This is a genomic window from Streptomyces tibetensis, assembly GCF_007655005.1.
GTDB classification, from domain to species: Bacteria; Actinomycetota; Actinomycetes; order Streptomycetales; family Streptomycetaceae; genus Streptomyces; species Streptomyces tibetensis.
The window spans coordinates 37,098-53,316 of record NZ_SZVW01000029.1; the positions used below are offsets into that span (position 1 = coordinate 37,098).

At 71.8% G+C, this 16,219-nt stretch carries 17 protein-coding genes; 4 read left to right on the plus strand and 13 right to left on the minus strand.

Annotated features, from left to right (window positions below; translation table 11 throughout):
• The first annotated feature begins 1 nt into the window (after nucleotide 1).
• Nucleotides 2-1,180, plus strand: a complete 1,179-nt coding sequence (locus FDO69_RS37045; RefSeq protein ID WP_104787563.1) for a GDSL-type esterase/lipase family protein — start codon at nucleotides 2-4, stop codon at nucleotides 1,178-1,180.
• 25 nt (nucleotides 1,181-1,205) lie between these two features.
• Here FDO69_RS37045 and FDO69_RS37050 read toward each other — a convergent pair whose 3' ends face one another.
• From FDO69_RS37050 to FDO69_RS37075, 6 genes are all read right to left on the minus strand, one after another.
• Nucleotides 1,206-1,829 (minus strand): RraA family protein, encoded by a 624-nt coding sequence (locus FDO69_RS37050; RefSeq protein WP_104787566.1) that lies wholly within the window; start codon nucleotides 1,827-1,829, stop codon nucleotides 1,206-1,208.
• A 24-nt stretch (nucleotides 1,830-1,853) separates the two neighbouring features.
• Entirely contained in the window at nucleotides 1,854-3,872 is a 2,019-nt protein-coding gene (locus FDO69_RS37055; RefSeq protein ID WP_104787568.1) for a HelD family protein, read from the minus strand.
• 40 nt (nucleotides 3,873-3,912) lie between these two features.
• Entirely contained in the window at nucleotides 3,913-4,590 is a 678-nt protein-coding gene (locus FDO69_RS37060) for a TetR family transcriptional regulator (RefSeq protein WP_167526762.1), read from the minus strand.
• Between the two features lie 10 nt (nucleotides 4,591-4,600).
• Nucleotides 4,601-6,814 carry a phosphotransferase family protein gene (locus FDO69_RS37065; protein ID WP_104787574.1) on the minus strand — a complete coding sequence of 738 codons (2,214 nt, stop codon included), beginning with the start codon at nucleotides 6,812-6,814 and terminating at the stop codon, nucleotides 4,601-4,603.
• A gap of 306 nt (nucleotides 6,815-7,120) precedes the next feature.
• The gene (locus tag FDO69_RS37070; RefSeq protein ID WP_234388266.1) at nucleotides 7,121-7,834 is read right to left on the minus strand and encodes an HAD family hydrolase; all 714 of its coding nucleotides are present in this window, start codon (nucleotides 7,832-7,834) and stop codon (nucleotides 7,121-7,123) included.
• Nucleotides 7,835-7,863: 29 nt separating this feature from the next.
• Nucleotides 7,864-8,754 carry a FadR/GntR family transcriptional regulator gene (locus FDO69_RS37075; protein WP_234388267.1) on the minus strand — a complete coding sequence of 297 codons (891 nt, stop codon included), beginning with the start codon at nucleotides 8,752-8,754 and terminating at the stop codon, nucleotides 7,864-7,866.
• Between the two features lie 147 nt (nucleotides 8,755-8,901).
• Here FDO69_RS37075 and FDO69_RS37080 point away from each other — a divergent pair, with 147 nt between their 5' ends.
• Nucleotides 8,902-9,090, plus strand: a complete 189-nt coding sequence (locus tag FDO69_RS37080) for a hypothetical protein (RefSeq protein WP_104787582.1) — start codon at nucleotides 8,902-8,904, stop codon at nucleotides 9,088-9,090.
• 36 nt (nucleotides 9,091-9,126) lie between these two features.
• Here the strand turns inward: FDO69_RS37080 and FDO69_RS37085 are convergent, their stop codons facing one another.
• The 3 genes from FDO69_RS37085 to FDO69_RS37095 form a co-directional block, all read right to left on the minus strand.
• The gene (locus FDO69_RS37085) at nucleotides 9,127-10,044 is read right to left on the minus strand and encodes a winged helix-turn-helix domain-containing protein (RefSeq protein WP_104787584.1); all 918 of its coding nucleotides are present in this window, start codon (nucleotides 10,042-10,044) and stop codon (nucleotides 9,127-9,129) included.
• 249 nt (nucleotides 10,045-10,293) lie between these two features.
• On the minus strand, nucleotides 10,294-11,556 hold the full coding sequence (locus FDO69_RS37090; protein WP_420878573.1) for a GNAT family N-acetyltransferase: 1,263 nt from the start codon (nucleotides 11,554-11,556) through the stop codon (nucleotides 10,294-10,296).
• 270 nt (nucleotides 11,557-11,826) lie between these two features.
• Nucleotides 11,827-12,459 carry an RsiG family protein gene (locus FDO69_RS37095; RefSeq protein ID WP_104787590.1) on the minus strand — a complete coding sequence of 211 codons (633 nt, stop codon included), beginning with the start codon at nucleotides 12,457-12,459 and terminating at the stop codon, nucleotides 11,827-11,829.
• A 211-nt stretch (nucleotides 12,460-12,670) separates the two neighbouring features.
• Between FDO69_RS37095 and dtd the strand changes: the two genes are divergently transcribed.
• Entirely contained in the window at nucleotides 12,671-13,096 is a 426-nt protein-coding gene (gene dtd, locus FDO69_RS37100; RefSeq protein ID WP_030242984.1) for a D-aminoacyl-tRNA deacylase, read from the plus strand.
• Between the two features lie 19 nt (nucleotides 13,097-13,115).
• Here the strand turns inward: dtd and ygfZ are convergent, their stop codons facing one another.
• From ygfZ to FDO69_RS37115, 3 genes are read right to left on the minus strand one after another with little or no spacing between them, the layout of a single operon-like run.
• Nucleotides 13,116-14,117 (minus strand): CAF17-like 4Fe-4S cluster assembly/insertion protein YgfZ, encoded by a 1,002-nt coding sequence (gene ygfZ, locus FDO69_RS37105; RefSeq protein WP_104787593.1) that lies wholly within the window; start codon nucleotides 14,115-14,117, stop codon nucleotides 13,116-13,118.
• Nucleotides 14,118-14,127: 10 nt separating this feature from the next.
• Nucleotides 14,128-14,565: a Fur family transcriptional regulator gene (locus tag FDO69_RS37110; RefSeq protein ID WP_097217438.1), complete on the minus strand. Its 438-nt coding sequence runs from the start codon at nucleotides 14,563-14,565 to the stop codon at nucleotides 14,128-14,130.
• A gap of 51 nt (nucleotides 14,566-14,616) precedes the next feature.
• A complete protein-coding gene (locus tag FDO69_RS37115; protein WP_104787596.1) occupies nucleotides 14,617-15,192 on the minus strand; it encodes a heme-binding beta-barrel domain-containing protein in 576 nt (191 codons plus the stop codon).
• A 204-nt stretch (nucleotides 15,193-15,396) separates the two neighbouring features.
• Between FDO69_RS37115 and FDO69_RS37125 the strand changes: the two genes are divergently transcribed.
• Nucleotides 15,397-15,759, plus strand: coding sequence for a DsrE family protein (locus tag FDO69_RS37125; RefSeq protein WP_104787598.1), 363 nt, complete (start codon nucleotides 15,397-15,399; stop codon nucleotides 15,757-15,759).
• Here FDO69_RS37125 and FDO69_RS37130 read toward each other — a convergent pair.
• Nucleotides 15,753-16,127 (minus strand): VOC family protein, encoded by a 375-nt coding sequence (locus FDO69_RS37130; RefSeq protein ID WP_104787601.1) that lies wholly within the window; start codon nucleotides 16,125-16,127, stop codon nucleotides 15,753-15,755. The two genes, FDO69_RS37125 and FDO69_RS37130, sit on opposite strands and share 7 nt — an antisense overlap.
• Nucleotides 16,128-16,219 lie beyond the last annotated feature (92 nt).

Sequence of the window (16,219 nt, forward strand, 5' to 3'; positions counted from 1 at the left end):
CATGCACACCGAGCACGACTGGATCACCACGCCCCTCACGGCGGACCTGCTGCGCGGCGCCCTCGACGTGGAGCGCACCGAGCACGGCCTGCTCCCGCACCGCCTGCCCGCCCGGGCCCGCGCGCAGAACACCAACGCGCAGCTGGCGATGGCCGAGGCCCAGCCCTCCGGCGTACGGCTGGTGTTCCGTACCGCCGCGACCACCGTCGAGCTGGACACCCTGCGCACCAAGCGCGACTACACCGGCTTCCCCTCGCGCCCGGACGGGCTGTACGACCTGCTCGTCGACGGCCGCCCGGCCGGTCAGGCCGCCGGGACCGACGGCAACGTCCTGACCGTCGACCTGGCCACCTGGCAGGCCGAGCTCACGTCCGGTCCGGTCGGCACGGTCCGCTTCACGGGCCTGCCCGCGCGGGACAAGGACGTCGAGATCTGGCTGCCGCACAACGAGACCACCGAGCTGGTCGCCCTGCGCACGGACGCCCCCGTGACGCCCGCGCCGGACCGGGGACGCCGGGTGTGGCTGCACCACGGCAGCTCGATCAGCCACGGTTCCGACGCCGCGAGCCCCACGGCCATCTGGCCCGCGATCGCCGCGCTGCGGGGCGGTGTGGAGCTGGTCAACCTCGGCTTCGGCGGCAGCGCGATGCTCGACCCGTTCACCGCGCGTGCCATGCGGGACACCCCGGCCGACCTGATCAGCGTCAAGATGGGCATCAACATCGTCAACCAGGACGCGATGCGGCTGCGCGCGTTCTCTCCCGCCGTGCACGGCTTCCTCGACACGATCCGCGAGGGGCACCCGGACACCCCGCTGCTCCTCGTCTCCCCCATCCACTGCGCCATCCACGAGGACACGCCCGGCCCCACCGCCCCGGACCGCGACGAGATCGGCAAGGGCCGCCTGGTCTTCTCCGCCATGGGCGACCCGGCGGAGACGCCCCTGGGCAAACTGACCCTCACCGTCATCCGCGAGGAACTGTCGCGCATCGTCGAACAGCGCGCCGCCGAGGACCCGAACCTGCACTACCTGGACGGCCTCGACCTCTACGGCGCGAAGGACGCGAGCGCCGTGCCCCTCCCCGACCACGTCCACCCCGACGCGGCCACCCACCGCCACATCGGCGACCGCTTCCACGCACTGGCCTTCGGAGACGGAGGTCCCTTCACCGCGGCGTAGCGACCGACCGGCCGGGGCAGGCCGGTCAGCCCTCGAAGCCCTGGTCCGCCAGGATCCTGTCGATGCGCGTGCGGTGGGCCGACTCCCAGTCGTCCAGGGTCTCCGCGGCCTCCTTGGCGAGCTTGGCCCGGGCCGCGGTCAGGACCTCCTCGCGCCGGGCCCGGGGGACGACCACGACACCCTCCTCGTCGGCGACGACCGTGTCGCCCGCGTCGACCTCGACCCCGCCGCAGCGCACCCGTTCGTTCAGCGGCCGTGCGGCCGACTTGGTACCGGGGATGGGGATGACACCGCGGGCGAACACCGGGAAGCGCAGGTCCCTGACCTCGGCGAGGTCGCGGATCAGCCCGTCGGCGACGAACGCGGTGATGCCCCGGCGCCGGGCGACGGCGCACACGTTGCCGCCGGCCAGGGCGTAGTCCAGGTCGCCCGACTCCACGACGACGACGCAACCGGGTCCGGCCCGGTGGATCGCGGCGTGCAGCATCAGGTTGTCGCCGGGAGGGCACCGTACGGTGAAGGCCGGTCCGGCCACCCGCGGCACCGGCCCCCACAGCGGCCGGATCCCGATGTCCATGACCTGCCCGCGGCCGAGCAGATCGGCCAGGGTGGTCGTGGGTATGTCCGTGAACGCGTCGACGTCAGTCATGACACGGACCCTAACCACCGTTCCCTAGAAGGGCAGTGGCCTTCCCCGCACCACCTCCAGCCGTGACACCGCCCGGGTCAGCACCACGTACAGCCGGTGCAGCCCCCGTTCCTCCGCCTCGGCGATCGCCGCCGGCTCCACGGCCACGACCTGGTCGTACTCCAGGCCCTTGACCACGCTCGCCGGCACCAGCGCGACCCGCGCGCCGAGTTCGTCCGGCCCCGCCGCGTCGATGCCGGCTGCGTCCAGTGCCGCCCGCAGCCGGGGAACGTCCGCGTCCGCCGCGACGACCCCGACCGAGCCCTCCCGCCCGAGTGCGTCCCGTACGGCCGCCACGACCGCACCGGCCACGCCGTCCGCCGTCGTCTCCCGCATCCGCAGCTCCCCGTCCCCGCGCAGCGAGCGGGCGGCCGGCACGTCCACCTCCAGCCGCTCCAGCAGCCGGTTGGCCAGCCCGACGACCGCCCGCGGCACCCGGAACCCGGTGGTCAGGGCGACCACGGCCGCGTCCGGTTTCCCCAGGTGCGCGAGGACCGTACGCCATGACCGGGCCGCCCACGGTGTCGTCCCCTGCGCCAGATCGCCCAGCACCGTCAGCGAACCGAAGCGGGCCCGGCGTGCGATGGCGCGGCACTCCATCGGGGACAGGTCCTGCGCCTCGTCGACGACGACGTGCCCGTACCCCTCGGGATGCTCGATCAGCCCGGCCACCTCGTCGAGCAGCACCTGATCGGCGGCCGACCAGCGCGCCGACTTCCAGGACCGGGGCGGCCGCTCCCACAGCAGCGCCCGCTGCTCACCGGCGTCGAGGAGCCCTTCGGCGGCCGACGCCAACACACCTGCGTCGCCGAGCAGTCCGGCCACGACCTCCTCGGGCCGCACCCGCGGCCACACGGCATCGACGTACGCCGACACCGGCCGCGCCCGCTCGATCCGCCGCACCCAGGCGTTCGGGGGCGGCCCGGACCGTCGCTCGGCCTGCTCGCGCAGGCACCGCACGATCCGCGCCCGCACCCGCTCCCGCCCGACCCCGTACGGCGGCTCCTCCTGCCGCACCCGGTCCACGATCTCCGCCAGCACCCCCGCCGGGACCCGCCACCGGTACGACCCGTCCGGCACGGCGAGCGACGCCCCGCCGCCGTCGGGACGCACCCGCGTGTACAGCGCCCGCCGCAGCACCTCGGCCATCCGGGCGTCGTGCTTCACGACCGCGGCCGCCTCCTCGTCCAGGCCCCGGACCGGGCACCGGGCGATCTCCTCCCCCAGCGTCGACTGCCGCACACCGGTCTCCCCGAGGGCCGGCAGCACCTCCGCGATGTACGACAGGAAGGTGCGGTTGGGTCCGAGGATCAGCAGGCCGCCGCGCCGGATGCGCTGCGGGTGCGTGTAGAGCAGGTACGCGGCCCGGTGCAGCCCGACGGCGGTCTTGCCGGTGCCCGGCGCGCCCTGCACACATACCGACACCGCCAGGTCCGCCCGTACGAGGTCGTCCTGCTCGGGCTGGATCGTCGCGGCGATGTCCCGCATGGGCCCGACCCGGGGCCGTTCGATCTCCCGGGTGACGATCTCGCTGTCGCGGGTCTCCCCCTGCTCCAGGTGCTCGTCCTCCAGGCCGGTGAGGTCCGCGGAGTCGCCGCGGCTGCCGGGCGCCCAGCCGAACCGCCGCCGCACGGCGACGCCCTGCGGGTCGCGGGCCGAGGCCTGGTAGAAGGCGCGCGAGACGGGCGCACGCCAGTCGACGACGAGGGGCGGTTCGGCCGGGTGCTCGGAGATCCGCAGCCGCCCGATGTGCAACGGCCCGTCCCCGCTCTCCAGAGCTCCGAAGAACAAGGGCCCCTCGGGCAGTTCCCGCAGCGCCTTCGCCCGGCTGCGCAGCCGGTACCCGAGGACCTCGGCATCGGCCCCGGACGCGGACACGTCCTCCCCGATGACGACCTGTTCACCGGCGCCCTCGACCATCGCGGCGAGGGCGGTCCGGCAGCGCTCGTGATGGGCGCGTTCCGTGTCGAGGGCGTGCTGGAGGGCGGGCTCGGTCGAGGTCATTCCACCGAGCGTACGCGAAAAGGTAACCGAGTTAAATAATTTACCGAGTTTCACTCGGCTGCGGCGGGCATGACTGATGCGACGGGCGCACCGGATGCGACGGGCGCTGCAGATGTGGCGGCAGCCCGGCCGCCAGCCGCCCGAACGCCCGCTCCGCCGCCGCCACCGCGTCCGGCCGCACGTCCGCCACCCGCTCCCCCGCCGCGATCCGCCGCCAGTTCTCCAGGGCGAGCACCCGCAGCACGGCCATGATCTGCCCGGCCGCCAGCCGCGCGTCCAGATCACCCCCGAGCACGTCGGCGAGCGCGGCCTCCGACCGCTCCTGGTGCGCGTGCGCCCGGGCGACCAGGGAGGGCGTCCCGTACAGCAGGGCGTGGAAGGCCAGGACGTCGGGATGGCCGTTGAGCCCGGTCACCGGATCCCCCCGCTCCAGCCCGTCCACGAAGTGCCGCCGCAACGCCTCCACCGGCGCGGTCCCAGACCCCTCCGCAACCACCCGGGCGGCCTCCCCCTCATGGTCGGCGATCCGGTACAGCACCAGATCCTCTTTGGCCGGGAAGTACCGGAACAGCGTCGGCTTGGAGATCTCGGCCGCCGCCGCCACCTCCGCGACGGACACCGCGTCGAACCCCTTCTCCAGGAAGAGCCGCACGGCGATGTCCGACACGGTCTCGTACATCCGCTGTTTCTTGCGCTCACGCAGGCCGGGGGTGCTCATGCCTGGGAGCCTACGCAGTGCCGGGGAGCGGCCGGGAGGCGAAGGCGCGGGCGAGGTACGGGTTCGCCGTGGAGCGCGTGGGGAGGCCGAGGGAGGCGGTGGCGGCGGCGAGGGTCACCGCGTAGGAGTCCACCGCTCGCCGGACGTTCGGGGCGTCCCGGCTCGCTCCGGTCACGATGCGGTCCAGGTCGACATAGGCGGAGCGCACGATCTCCAGCCAGCGGTACACCTGCCAGTCCCTGCGCCAGTCGTGGGTGTACTCGGCCGGCAGCAGGCGCTCCCAGCGGCGGAACATCCGCTCCCTGATCTCCGGCCGGGTCGGCGTGAGGTGCATGTGCCGGACCAGGTCGTAGAGGGGGTCGCCGACGACGGCCATCTCCCAGTCGATGATGGTCAGCGCCAGGTGGTCGTCACGGCGTACGAGGTTCCAGGGGTTCAGGTCCCCGTGCAGCAGGGCGGGCTCACGCTCACTCACCTCGTGCCGGGACAGGATCAGTCGCAGGCGGTCCGCGTCGGGCAGTCCGAGATGCCGCGCCAGTTGCTGCGACTCCTTCGGCAGATCCCGTACCAGCGCGACGAGCTGCTCCCGCAGCCGGCGGTGGAACCGGCCGTCGCCGGCCGTCGGATCGACCTGCTGGTACCGCACGCGCGTCAGGGCGCACAGCTGGTCCACCAGACCGTCGGCCTCGTGCGGCAGCAGGCCGTGGACGGGGTGGTCGGGGGGCCGGCCGACGTCCCGCGGCCCGACGTAGGTGTGGAAGGCGATGGTGTCGCTCTGCAACGTCTCGCCCAGTGCGAGCACCCTCGGCGCCGCCACGTCGGCGGACGACTCCTCGATCGCCCTGAGTACGGCGTGCTCGCTGAGGAAGCCACGCTCCCGCCGGCACACCTCGGGCAGCTTCCGCCGGACGACGACTGGTGAGTCGACGCCCGGCACCGTCACCACCGTGTTCAGGTGGGCGGTCCCCTTGAACACCCTGCCCGCGGGAGCGGCTCCCTCCGCCAGCAGGGCCTCCCGCACCGCGGTGGGCGGGAAGTCGGGGCGCTCCGGAACGCGCCGGTCAGGGCTCCACTCGAACGCCTTCGCGATCCAGGCCCGGCCGCCGATGTCCCCGTTCACACGCGACACCAGCCACCGGAACAGGGCCCGTTTGATCTCGCCCCCGCGCGGCACCTTCGTGAGGCGCAACGGTTCCGCCGCCGCCTCGAGGGCCCGGCGCACCCGCGCGGTCGCCTCGTCCAGGCTCGTCTGCGTGAACGATTCCTCCAGGGACCGGGCGGCCCGCATCACGTCCGGGAAGACCGACTGGGCCCGCTCGAAGGCCAGGTAGTGCCTCAGGTCCCTGGTCAGGCCGTTGACGGCGGCCGGACGGACGTCCTGCATGGCCCCGGCCCACGCCTCGACCACCTCGGCCCGCTGGTCGGTCGGGTACCGCATACGGATGAGGTGCGACGCGAGGTCGTGCAGCGGGTCACCGTAGGTGGCGAGCTCCCAGTCGACACAGACGAGGGGCGGGTCACCCGCGTACGACACGATCACGTTGTCCCGGTGCAGGTCGGCATGGAGCAGGCTGAAGGGCCGCCGGGCCATCGCGGGAACCCGCCCGGCCAGCTCGGCCAGCGCGTCCTCCGGAATGCCGAGCGCGGCGAACAGCCCGCCGAAGGCCGTCCAGTCGGGCCGTTTGATCTGCCGGTCGGCCAGATGGACCAGCGTCCGGAGGAAACCCTGACTGTCCGTGTCGTTGCGGGGCCAGACGGGCGGAAGGGCAGGCAGCGCGCCACGCCGTACGTGTGTCAACTGGGCGAGCAGACCCGCCAGGGCCTGGATGAGCAGGGTGTCGACGGGCTTGCCGTTGCCGCAGACGCTGGAGAGCGGAACACCTTCCACAAAGCTGTGGACAGCGCACCCGTCCAGCGTGACCAGGCACTCCGGCGCGTGGGGCAGGACTGCCCGGACGGCGTCGAGGATCTTCGCCTCGTCCTGCCAGGTCCGGATGACGACGGGCAGCGCGTCCGGACGCCGGATCCGGACGGTCACCGACGTCCCCGCTTCACGCCCGACCAGGCGGGCCATGTCCTCCGTGAGCGGTAGGACGTAGTTCCGGTTGTGGTGGCCGCTGGTCGCCTGACCCGTCTCGACGGCCAGCTTCACGAAGGCCCGGCAGGTGGCGTCGTGCGAGGCGCGCTCCCCGTGAAGAGGGCGGGGAAGAGGGGGTGCGCCCACTGGCCGCTCCGGAAGTACGAGTGAAGCCCGAGTGAAGTACAAGTAAGGGGGTGACGGTAAGGCAAACCGTAGGTTCGCGGCCGGTGCCGCGCATGGCGGAGTGAGCCGATACGGGTCGGTTGCCACTCACCTGCGTGAGGTGGCGCAAACTCGTTCGATGGCAGGCCGGTCGGCCCTCTCACATACGAACGAGGACGAGCGTTTGACTCAATCGCTGCACGGTGCGGGAATGCTACACCCAGTCGCCCCTCGTCCCTCTCCGACCTCACCAGTGCTTTTTCGCCCCGCAAGCGGGCAGGTGGGCGCCTAGGTGCGCAGCAGACGCAACAGCGGCTCCAGGGACTCCAGCACCACATCGGCCCCGGCCGCCCTCAGCAGCTTGGCCTTCCTTCCGTTGCGCGCGTAGCCCAGGAAGGGCACCCCGGCCCGTCCGGCCGCCTCGTGGTCGGAGGGCGTGTCTCCGATCATCAGGGCGTCGCCCGGTGCCACCCCCATCGCGTTCAGCGCCCGGTTCAGGCAGTGCGGATCGGGCTTGAGGTGACGGAGTTCCCGGGTCCGGCCGTAGATGTGGGGAGCGAAGCAGCCGACGAGGCCGCGGCTCGCGAGGTACGTGCGGACCACTCGTGGGGAGTTGTTCGTGGTGATCGCCAGGCGGGAGCCCACCGCCGTCCAGGTGCGGATCAGCGGGTCCGCGTACGCGGTCGGCCACGCCGAGGAAGCGGCCCGCAGCTCCTCCTGGGTGAGACGTTCCTCCAGCTCGGCGACCAGGTCGCTGCCGGGGTGCCGGCGGTCCACCGCCCGCAGCACCACGTGCGGGTCGAGGGACTCACGCTCGGCATCGGTCAGCAGGCCGTGCAGGCCACGGCTCTCGAGCCAGGAGACCAGGTCGGTCGCCACCTGCTCCGCCGAGTGCCCGGCGAACAGGCGGCAGATGGGGCCGTCGAAGTCCCAGAGCACGACACGCGCGCGTCTGGCCAGATCGCGAAGTTCGTACGGATCGTTCTCGGTCTCGCTCGTCACCGCATCAGTCTGCGCCGCATCAGGAGTCACTAGGAGAGTGTCAGGTCCGTCGTGATGGTTTCCCAGAGGGCGTTGAACCACTTCTGGGATTCCTTTACGAAGGCCGCGTCCCGCCGGCCCGTCCGCTGCACGAAGGAGAAGAGCAGGGACTGGGAGCCGAGGACGTCGTACATGTCCAAGGTCTGGCTGCCCCACTCCTCCTCGCGCCTGGTCAGCATGTAGTAGCCGATCAGGGCCTCCTCCTCGTTGAGGAGATACAGCTTTACCGGCGGGGTGAAGGGCAGCGCCCGGAACGTGACGTGCACGTCGATGCCGTGCGTCGAGCGCAGCGCCCGCAGGTTGTGCTGGAGGACCTGCCCCTGGGCGTTGCGCATGGCCAGCCAGCGCTGGTGGACCGGGTTGTCGTCGCCGTGCGCCTCGACCGGTACGGGGAACGCCAGCTCGATGTCCCGGGACGGGACCAGGATGCGGACGTCGATCGACTCGGGGAGGATGCGGCCCTCGTGGATCAGGCGCAGCGGCTCGCCGATGGCGACCATCAGCGTCTCCGCCGTGTGGCAGACCACGTCGACCCGGACGTGCCGGGCCGAGAACGCCTCGGTCAGCCGCGGGGCCAGGCCCACCATGGTCGGCTGGGGTTCGCCACGGGCGGGCGTCGGGGCGGCGACCCGGGGCGGGCTGCCCTTGCTGACGTTGGTGAGGAGACCGTCGTCCTGGAGGACCCGCAACGCCTGGCGGACCGCGCCGCGCTCCACGCCGAACCGCTCCGCGAGTTCGGCCTGGGTGGGCAGGCGGTCTCCCGGCTTGAGCTCGCCGGCTCGGATGCGTTCCCGCAGGCTGTCGGCGATCTCCTGGGGCGATGACCTTCTGCTGCCGTTCGCTGCCACGTTCTCCGCCACGCTCTCCTGGGCCACGACCAAACGCTACAACTCTGATCCACTTGACGGGAGTTGCTTGAAAGTTGTTTATAACTAGGGGCCAAGTGGGGACAACTTAATCAGAGTTGGTTGCCAACTTCTCGAAGTTGGCGGAAGTTTTGCTTCCGGACTTCCGAAGGGGGAACACCGATGCCCGCCCTCGCTCTCCTCTCCGCCGCCTTCGTCGTCGCCTTCGAACAGATCGTCCAGTGGAAGTACGGTCCGGCCGGCCTCGTCGGCCTGATCCTTCTCACCGTCGGCGTCAAGGCCAAGAGCCCGGCCGTCAGCTCCGCGGGAGCCGTCGTGCTCGCGCTGCTGATCACGGGCCCCGCCCGATGAGTCACCGCACCACCCCGGAACGGCCCGTGGGGGACGTCAGCTCGTGAGCACCAGCTCCGAACTGATCGTCTCCCACAGTGCGTTGAACCACAGGTGCGACTGCTCCACGAACGTCGTGTCGCGCAGCCCGGCCCCCTGCCGGAAGGCGAACAGCATGGACTGGGTGCCCTGGGCGTCGTACAGCGCCGGCTGCTCGTGATCGGTCTCGGCCTCCCGGCGCGCCAGCGTGTAGTACGCGAACAGCGCCTCCGTGCCGTTCAGCAGGTACAGCTTCACCGGCGGGGTGAAGGGCAGCGCCCGGAACGTGACGCGCACGTCGATGCCGTGCGTGGCGCGCAGCGCCAGCAGGTTGTGCTGGAGTACCTGCCCCTGGGCGTTGCGCATCGCCAGCCACCGCTCGTGCACCCGGTCGTCGTCGTGCCCCTCGACCGGCACCGGGAAGGCCAGGTCGATGTCCCGGCTCGGCAGCAGCACCCGGACGTCGACCTTGGCCGGTTTCAGCCGTCCGGCGTGGATCTGCCGCAGCGGTTCACCGATGGCGAGCGTGAGGGAGATGGACGTCAGGCACACGGCGTCGATCTCGACGTGCTCGGCCGCGAAGGCGTCCGCTATCCGGGGAGCGAGAGCCACCGTCGTGGGCCGCGGCGGCGCTTGCGGGCCGGTCAGCGCACCGACGGGGTCGGGCGCGACGGTCGCCGGACTGCCCTTGGACACGTTGGTGAGCAACCGCTCGGACTGCAGGATCCGCAGGGCCTGCCGGACGGCACCGCGCTCGACGCCGAACTCGTGAGCCAGCTGAGCCTGGGTGGGCATGCGCTCACCGGGGCGCAGCGCCCCCGACCTGATCCGGGCGCGCAGCTCGTCGGCCACCTGGTGATGTGTTCTCTGTGGCCGTCCTGACCTCTTCCGTCCGTTGACGGAGTCATGTTCCGGGTCCACAACCGAACAGTACAACTTCCCGCCATCTTTAGGCAGTTCAGGGAAAGGTGGTTATGAGCCGCTTCCAGGCGGAGATAAGAACAGAGAAGTTGGCAGCCAACTTGGGGAACATGGTCAGACCTTCAAGGGGTTGGCCACCCGCCCAGGGACTCCCTTCCGGAGGGGAGCCGGGAGTCCCGCCCGGCCGGTACGGCCGCACGACAACCACAACTGAACAGCTCGCTACGGATGCGGGTCCCCAGCACACCGGCAGGAGGGAGCGGCTCAGAACATGTCCGGGCACCAAGGCCGCCTGGACGTACGCAGCAGGGCGTCGGCCTTCCGGGCGGCGCCCACTCGTCCTTCGTGCACCCGCCCCAGCGCCGCCAGCCGCACCGCCGACTCGTCCCCGAGCCACAGCGCCGCCAACTCGCCCGGTCCCAGCTCGAGTTCCGCGCTCTCGGTGGTCGGCGTGCAGGACGCCCCCTCCGGCGAGGCCTGAAGCCGGTAGCGCCCGCCGGTCAGCCCGTCCACCCCGGCGACCTCCAGCACCAGGGCCCCCCGGCCCTCGTACGTCCGCGCCTCGAGCGCCCGCCCGACGTCCAGGATCCGCACCCACAGCCAGTCCGCGAGCGAGGTGATCCGGGCCGCCCTCGGGTCGGGCAGGAGGTGCGGGAGCAGGTCGTCGGGCGCCCGCCAGCCGCTCTTCACCTTCACGACCCAGTCGACGGAGCAGACGTACTCCCACAGCGCGCGTTCGGCGGCCGGTGTCGTGCCGAGCAGCCACCGCACGGTCGCCGTGTTCAACGGCTGCTTGGCGTCACCCCAGGTGTCGTCCACCTCGTAGGCGGCCATGCCCTCGACCTCGCCGGACGCCGAGCGGTACACGGCGTAGAAGGGCTGCTTCCACGTCGGGTCCCAGCGCAGGGCGCCGGTGTTCGTCTTCCACCACGTCTCGTCGCGGTCGATGGCTCCGGGCAGGCCGCGACGCAGCCGCTCGTGCAGTTCGGGGCCGAGCTTGCGGACGTCCTCGCCCTCCACCAGATCGATCCGGCCGCCGTCAGCCGGGCCCGCCCAGCGGGCGTCGAGACCCGCGCGCGGCACGTCGACCGTCCACTCCGCCATCCAGGTCGCCGGCCCGAAGCCGTAGCGCCCGTAGATCGGGTACTCGGCGGCGATCAGCGTCGCGACGACGTCCCCGCGGTCCTTCGCGGCCGCCAGGTCCTTCGCCATCATCCGGCTGAGCAGTCCGCGCCGGCGGTGGGTGGCGGTGACGGTGACGCCCGAGATCGCGTCGGCCGGGACGGCGGCCCCGCCGACGGCCGTGAGCTCCTGGTCGAAGGAGCGGAAGGTCGCCACGCACCTGCCGTGGTCGAAGGCCCCGAGGTAGCGGCCCTCGACGAACCGCACGCGCCGGCCCTCGACCTCCTCCTCGGTGAGAGGGGACGCCCGCAGGAAGCCGGTGTTCACGGCCCGCAGCCAGTCGGCGAACTCGCCTTCGGTGATCGGGCGTACGTCGATGTCGTCGGCACGGGGCATGGGGGTCATGACCCAACGCTAGGCACAGGACCGGTCGGTGTCGCGTGAATATCCGACCGGCCCTCCCCCGCCCCCGGAGCTTCGGCCCCGCAGCCCAGCCCGGCGGCTCGGCCACGCAACCCAGCCCGGGGACTCGGCCCCGCAGCCCAGCCCGGCGGCTCGGCCCCGCAGCCCAGCCCGGGGGCTCGGTGCCGCAGCTCAGCCCGGGGACTCGGCCCCGCAGCCCAGCCCGGGGACTCGGCCCCGCAGCTCAGCCCCTGTGCTCGGCCCCGGAGCGGCTCACACCAGCAGGTCGTCGACCTGCGCCTCCCCCTCGCGGTAGCGGCGCGCGATCTCCGCGCTGCACTCGTCGGCCGCGCGCTGGAGCCGCTGACGGCGCCGGGAGACCTGCTGCTCGTGCCGCTCGAGCCGCCCCATCGCCGTGTTCAGCTCCAGGTCCGTGCGCGCGCCGAGGTCGGACAGCTCGACCTCGGCGAGCATCTCCGCGGCCAGCCGCCGGTACTCCTCCCCCTGCGGGGTGCCCAGGGTGACGTGGCGGGCCGAGGAGCGGTGCCGGGCCGGGGCGTCCCGCAGGATCTCCGCCAGCCGCTCCACCACCGAGGTCCTCTCCGCCACGGCGACGGAGGCAGCGTCCGCCGGGGCACGCCGGGTCACCTCGGCACGCAGGATGTCGATGCGCCCCTGGAGCAGCCGCCGCAGATAGCTGAGGTCGGCCTCGTCGCGCTGGGCCTCGCGGCGCAGCGTGCGCAGCTCGGGCAGGCTCAGCGCGGGCAGCTGAGGCCCGGAGGTGTCCGAGGGCAGCCGCGGGCTGTCCGTGCGCTGTGTGGGCGGCCGGTGATACTCCGACGCGCCGATCCCCGTGTATGTCGACCGGAAAGCCGCCTGCTGCTGTCCGGTGCTTGATGTGCTCATGTGCCTCAACCGTCCCCTCGACCGGTGTGTGCAAGCATCGTGCCACCCCAAGTGGCCGCTATGGGAACGAGTGCCCCCGATAGACCCCAGATGGGCGGTATAGCAGCAAAATACGGCCGTGCAGGGGCTGTTGGCGCCCGCGCAAACCACCCTTTCGGGCCATGCGCCGACCAGCCGCGGCGCGGATGTCACCGCCCTGCATGATGGACGTATGCGAGCAGTGGTGCAGAGGGTGGACGGCGCGAGCGTCGTCGTGGACGGCGAGACCGTGGGTGCGATCGAGGGCGAGGGGCTGTGCGTCCTCGTCGGCGTCACCCATGAGGACACCAAGGAGAAGGCGGCCCAGCTGGCCCGCAAGCTCTGGTCGATCCGCATGCTGCACGACGAGAAGTCGTGCAGCGACATCGACGCACCGCTCCTGGTGATCAGCCAGTTCACCCTCTACGGCGACGCCCGCAAGGGCCGCCGCCCCACCTGGAACGCCGCCGCCCCCGGCGACGTGGCCGAACCGCTGGTCGACGAAGTCGTCGCCCAACTGCGCTCCCTGGGCGCGACGGTGGCCACGGGCCGCTTCGGAGCGGCGATGAGGGTATCGCTGACGAACGACGGCCCGTTCACCGTGCAGATCGAAATCTGACCCGAAAGATCTACAAGTCCTACGGCTCGACGACGACTTCCTGCGCCGCGGCGGTGTCCCCGGCCACCAGCGGGGCGTCCACCGCCACGTTCCGCTTCACCAGGGCGAGGGCGACCGGGCCGAGCTCGTGGTGGCGGGCGGACGTCGTGATGAAGCCGACCTTGCGGCCGTCGGGGCCTCCCCCACTCTCGGCTTCGCTCGAGCGGGAGGTGCCCCCACCCGCCAGCCGCAGCTCCGTCCCGGCCACGGGCAGGTGGACCTCGCTGCCGTCGAGGTGCAGGAAGACCAGCCGTCGCGGCGGCTTGCCCAGGTTCTGCACCCGGGCGACCGTCTCCTGCCCCCGGTAGCAGCCCTTCTGCAGATGCACCGCCGAGCCGATCCAGCCCAGCTCGTGCGGGATGGTGCGGTGGTCGGTCTCGAAACCGAGCCGGGGGCGGTGCTGCTCCACGCGCAGCGCCTCGTGGGCGAGGATCCCGGCGGGCGGCCCGGCCTGCGCCGCGTAGGCCTCCAGGTCGGCGCGCGGCAGGAACAGGTCCCGGCCGTGCGGCGTCTCCCGCACGACGGCGTCCTCGGGGACCTCGGCGATGGAGCCGGCGGGGAGGTGCACGACGGCGATGTCGGCCGTGCGGTCGGCGACCTCGACCCTGTAGAAGAACTTCATCGACTCCAGGTACGCGATCAGCGCCTCCTGGGTGCCCGGCTCCACATGGGCCCAGACCGTCGCGCCGTCGTCGACGAGGTACAGCGCGTGCTCGATGTGGCCGTTCGCGGAGAGGATCAGCGCCTCGGTCGCCCGGCCCGCCGGCAGGTCGCTGACGTGCTGGGTGAGCAGCAGGTGCAGCCAGGCGAGCCGGTCCTCGCCGGTGACGGCGACGACCCCCCGGTGCGAGAGGTCAACGAATCCGGTGCCGTCGGCGAGGGCGCGCTGCTCACGGAACAGATCGCCGTAGTGGGCGGCGACACCTTCGTCCACGCCCTCGGCGGGGACGGCGCCGGGCAGGGTCAGCAGGGGGCTCTTCATATCCGTAAGCCTACGACTCGGTAGTTGAAGCCTTGAGCGTGCAGTCCTCGCACCGGCCGAAGATCGCGAAGTGCTTCATGTCGGTGTCGAACCCGAAGGTCTGCCGCAGCTTGTCGGTGAACTCCGCGGCCACCGAGACATCCGCCTCGATCACGTTCTGGCAGTCCCGGCACACCAGGTGGATGTGGTGGTGCCGGTCCGCGAGGTGATACGTCGGCGCCCCGTGCCCCAGATGCGCGTGACTGACCAGACCGAGCTCCTCCAGGAGCTCCAGCGTCCGGTACACCGTGGAAATGTTGACCCCCGACGCCGTCTTCCTCACTTCCACGAGGATGTCGTCGGGGGTCGCGTGCTCCAGGGTGTCCACGGCTTCGAGCACGAGTTGCCGCTGCGGGGTCAGCCGGTAGCCGCGCTGCCGCAGATCGCTCTTCCAGTCGGTGCTCACCACACCCAAGAGTCTAGGACCACTTGCGTACGACCGGTCGAGGAAGACGTGCGGCTACTTGAAGAAGGCGATGCCGTCGTCCGGCATGTCGTCGGGCAGGGCCTTGGCCCAGCGCTCGACCTCCTCCGGGGTGACGACCTTCTTCAGGTGGGCGGACATGTAGGGGCGCAGCTCGACCTCGGGGGTCTGCTTCTCGCCGACCCACATCAGGTCGCTCTTGACGTAGCCGTACAGGCGCTTGCCGCCGGTGTAGGGCTGGGAGGCGGCCGTGCGGGCCACCGCGTCCGTCACGAGGTCGATCTGCGGCTTCTTGTCGGCCAGCTCGCCGTACCAGATCTCGATGACGCCGTCGTCGCGGGTCATCGTCACCTCGACCTTGCGGGCGGCGTCGATCCGCCAGTAGCCGTGCTCGGACTCCAGGGGACGGACCTTGTTGCCGTCCTGGTCCAGCACCCAGCTGTGCGACTGGTACTCCAGGAAGTCCCGGCCGTCGTGGGTGAAGGTGACCTCCTGCCCGAAGTTGCACTTCTCGGAGCCGGGGAAGTCGTGCACGCCGGCGCCCGCCCAGTTGCCGAGCAGGAAGGCGAGCGGGACGAGGTCCTTGTGAAGGTCGGACGGGATCTCGATCATGGGAACTTCCTAGACGGGGGTCAGCGCTGGCCCTGGTACAGCTTCTTCACGGTCAGTCCGGCGAAGGCGAGGACGCCGACGGCGACCAGGACCAACAGGATTTCGAAGAAGATCTCCACGGGGTGCTCCTTGAGCGGGGGTGCGAACGGTTGCACAGGGCCGAGCCCAGCTTACGCGGGCCCTTTCGGCACTACGATTCCGGCTATGGCGAAGAAGCTGGTGATCAAGGTGACGGCGGGGGCCGACGCCCCCGAGCGGTGCTCCCAGGCGTTCACGGTGGCGGCGGTGGCCGTCGCCAGCGGCGTCGACGTCTCGCTGTGGCTGACCGGCGAGTCCGCCTGGTTCGCCCTGCCCGGCCGGGCCGCCGAGTTCGAGCTGCCTCACGCGGCTCCCCTGCCCGACCTGCTGGACTCGCTCCTCGCGGGCGGCCGCGTCACCCTGTGCACGCAGTGCGCGGCCCGCCGCGACATCACGGAGCAGGACGTGATCAAGGGTGTCCGGATCGCGGGCGCGCAGGTCTTCGTCCAGGAGGCGACGGCGGACGAGACGCAGGCGCTCGTCTACTGAGAGTCCGTGTACAGGCAGAACGGGTGCCCTGCCGGATCCAGCAGCACCCGGACGTCGTCCTGCGGCTGGTACGCGGCGAGCCGCGCCCCGGCGGCGACGGCCCGCGCGGTCTCCCGTTCCAGGTCGTCGACCTCGATGTCGAGGTGGATCATCATCTGCTGCCGGTCCGGGCCGCTCGGCCAGACGGGCGGCACGTACGCGGACTCCGTCTGGAAGGACAGTCCCGTGCCGCCGTCGGGGGGCCGGATGTGCACCCAGTCCCGCCGGTCCTCCCCCTGCCACACCCGCCAGCCGGGCAGCAGCCGCAGATAGAAGTCCGCCAGTTCACGGGCATGCGGGGCGTCCAGAACCGCCGCTGTCAGTCTCATGGGGCGCGGATACCCCGGGCGGGCGGGGCGGACGCCGCTCAGCCCGGGCAGGCGGGGCAGACGCCAGCCGGCCCGGGCGGGCGGGGCGGACG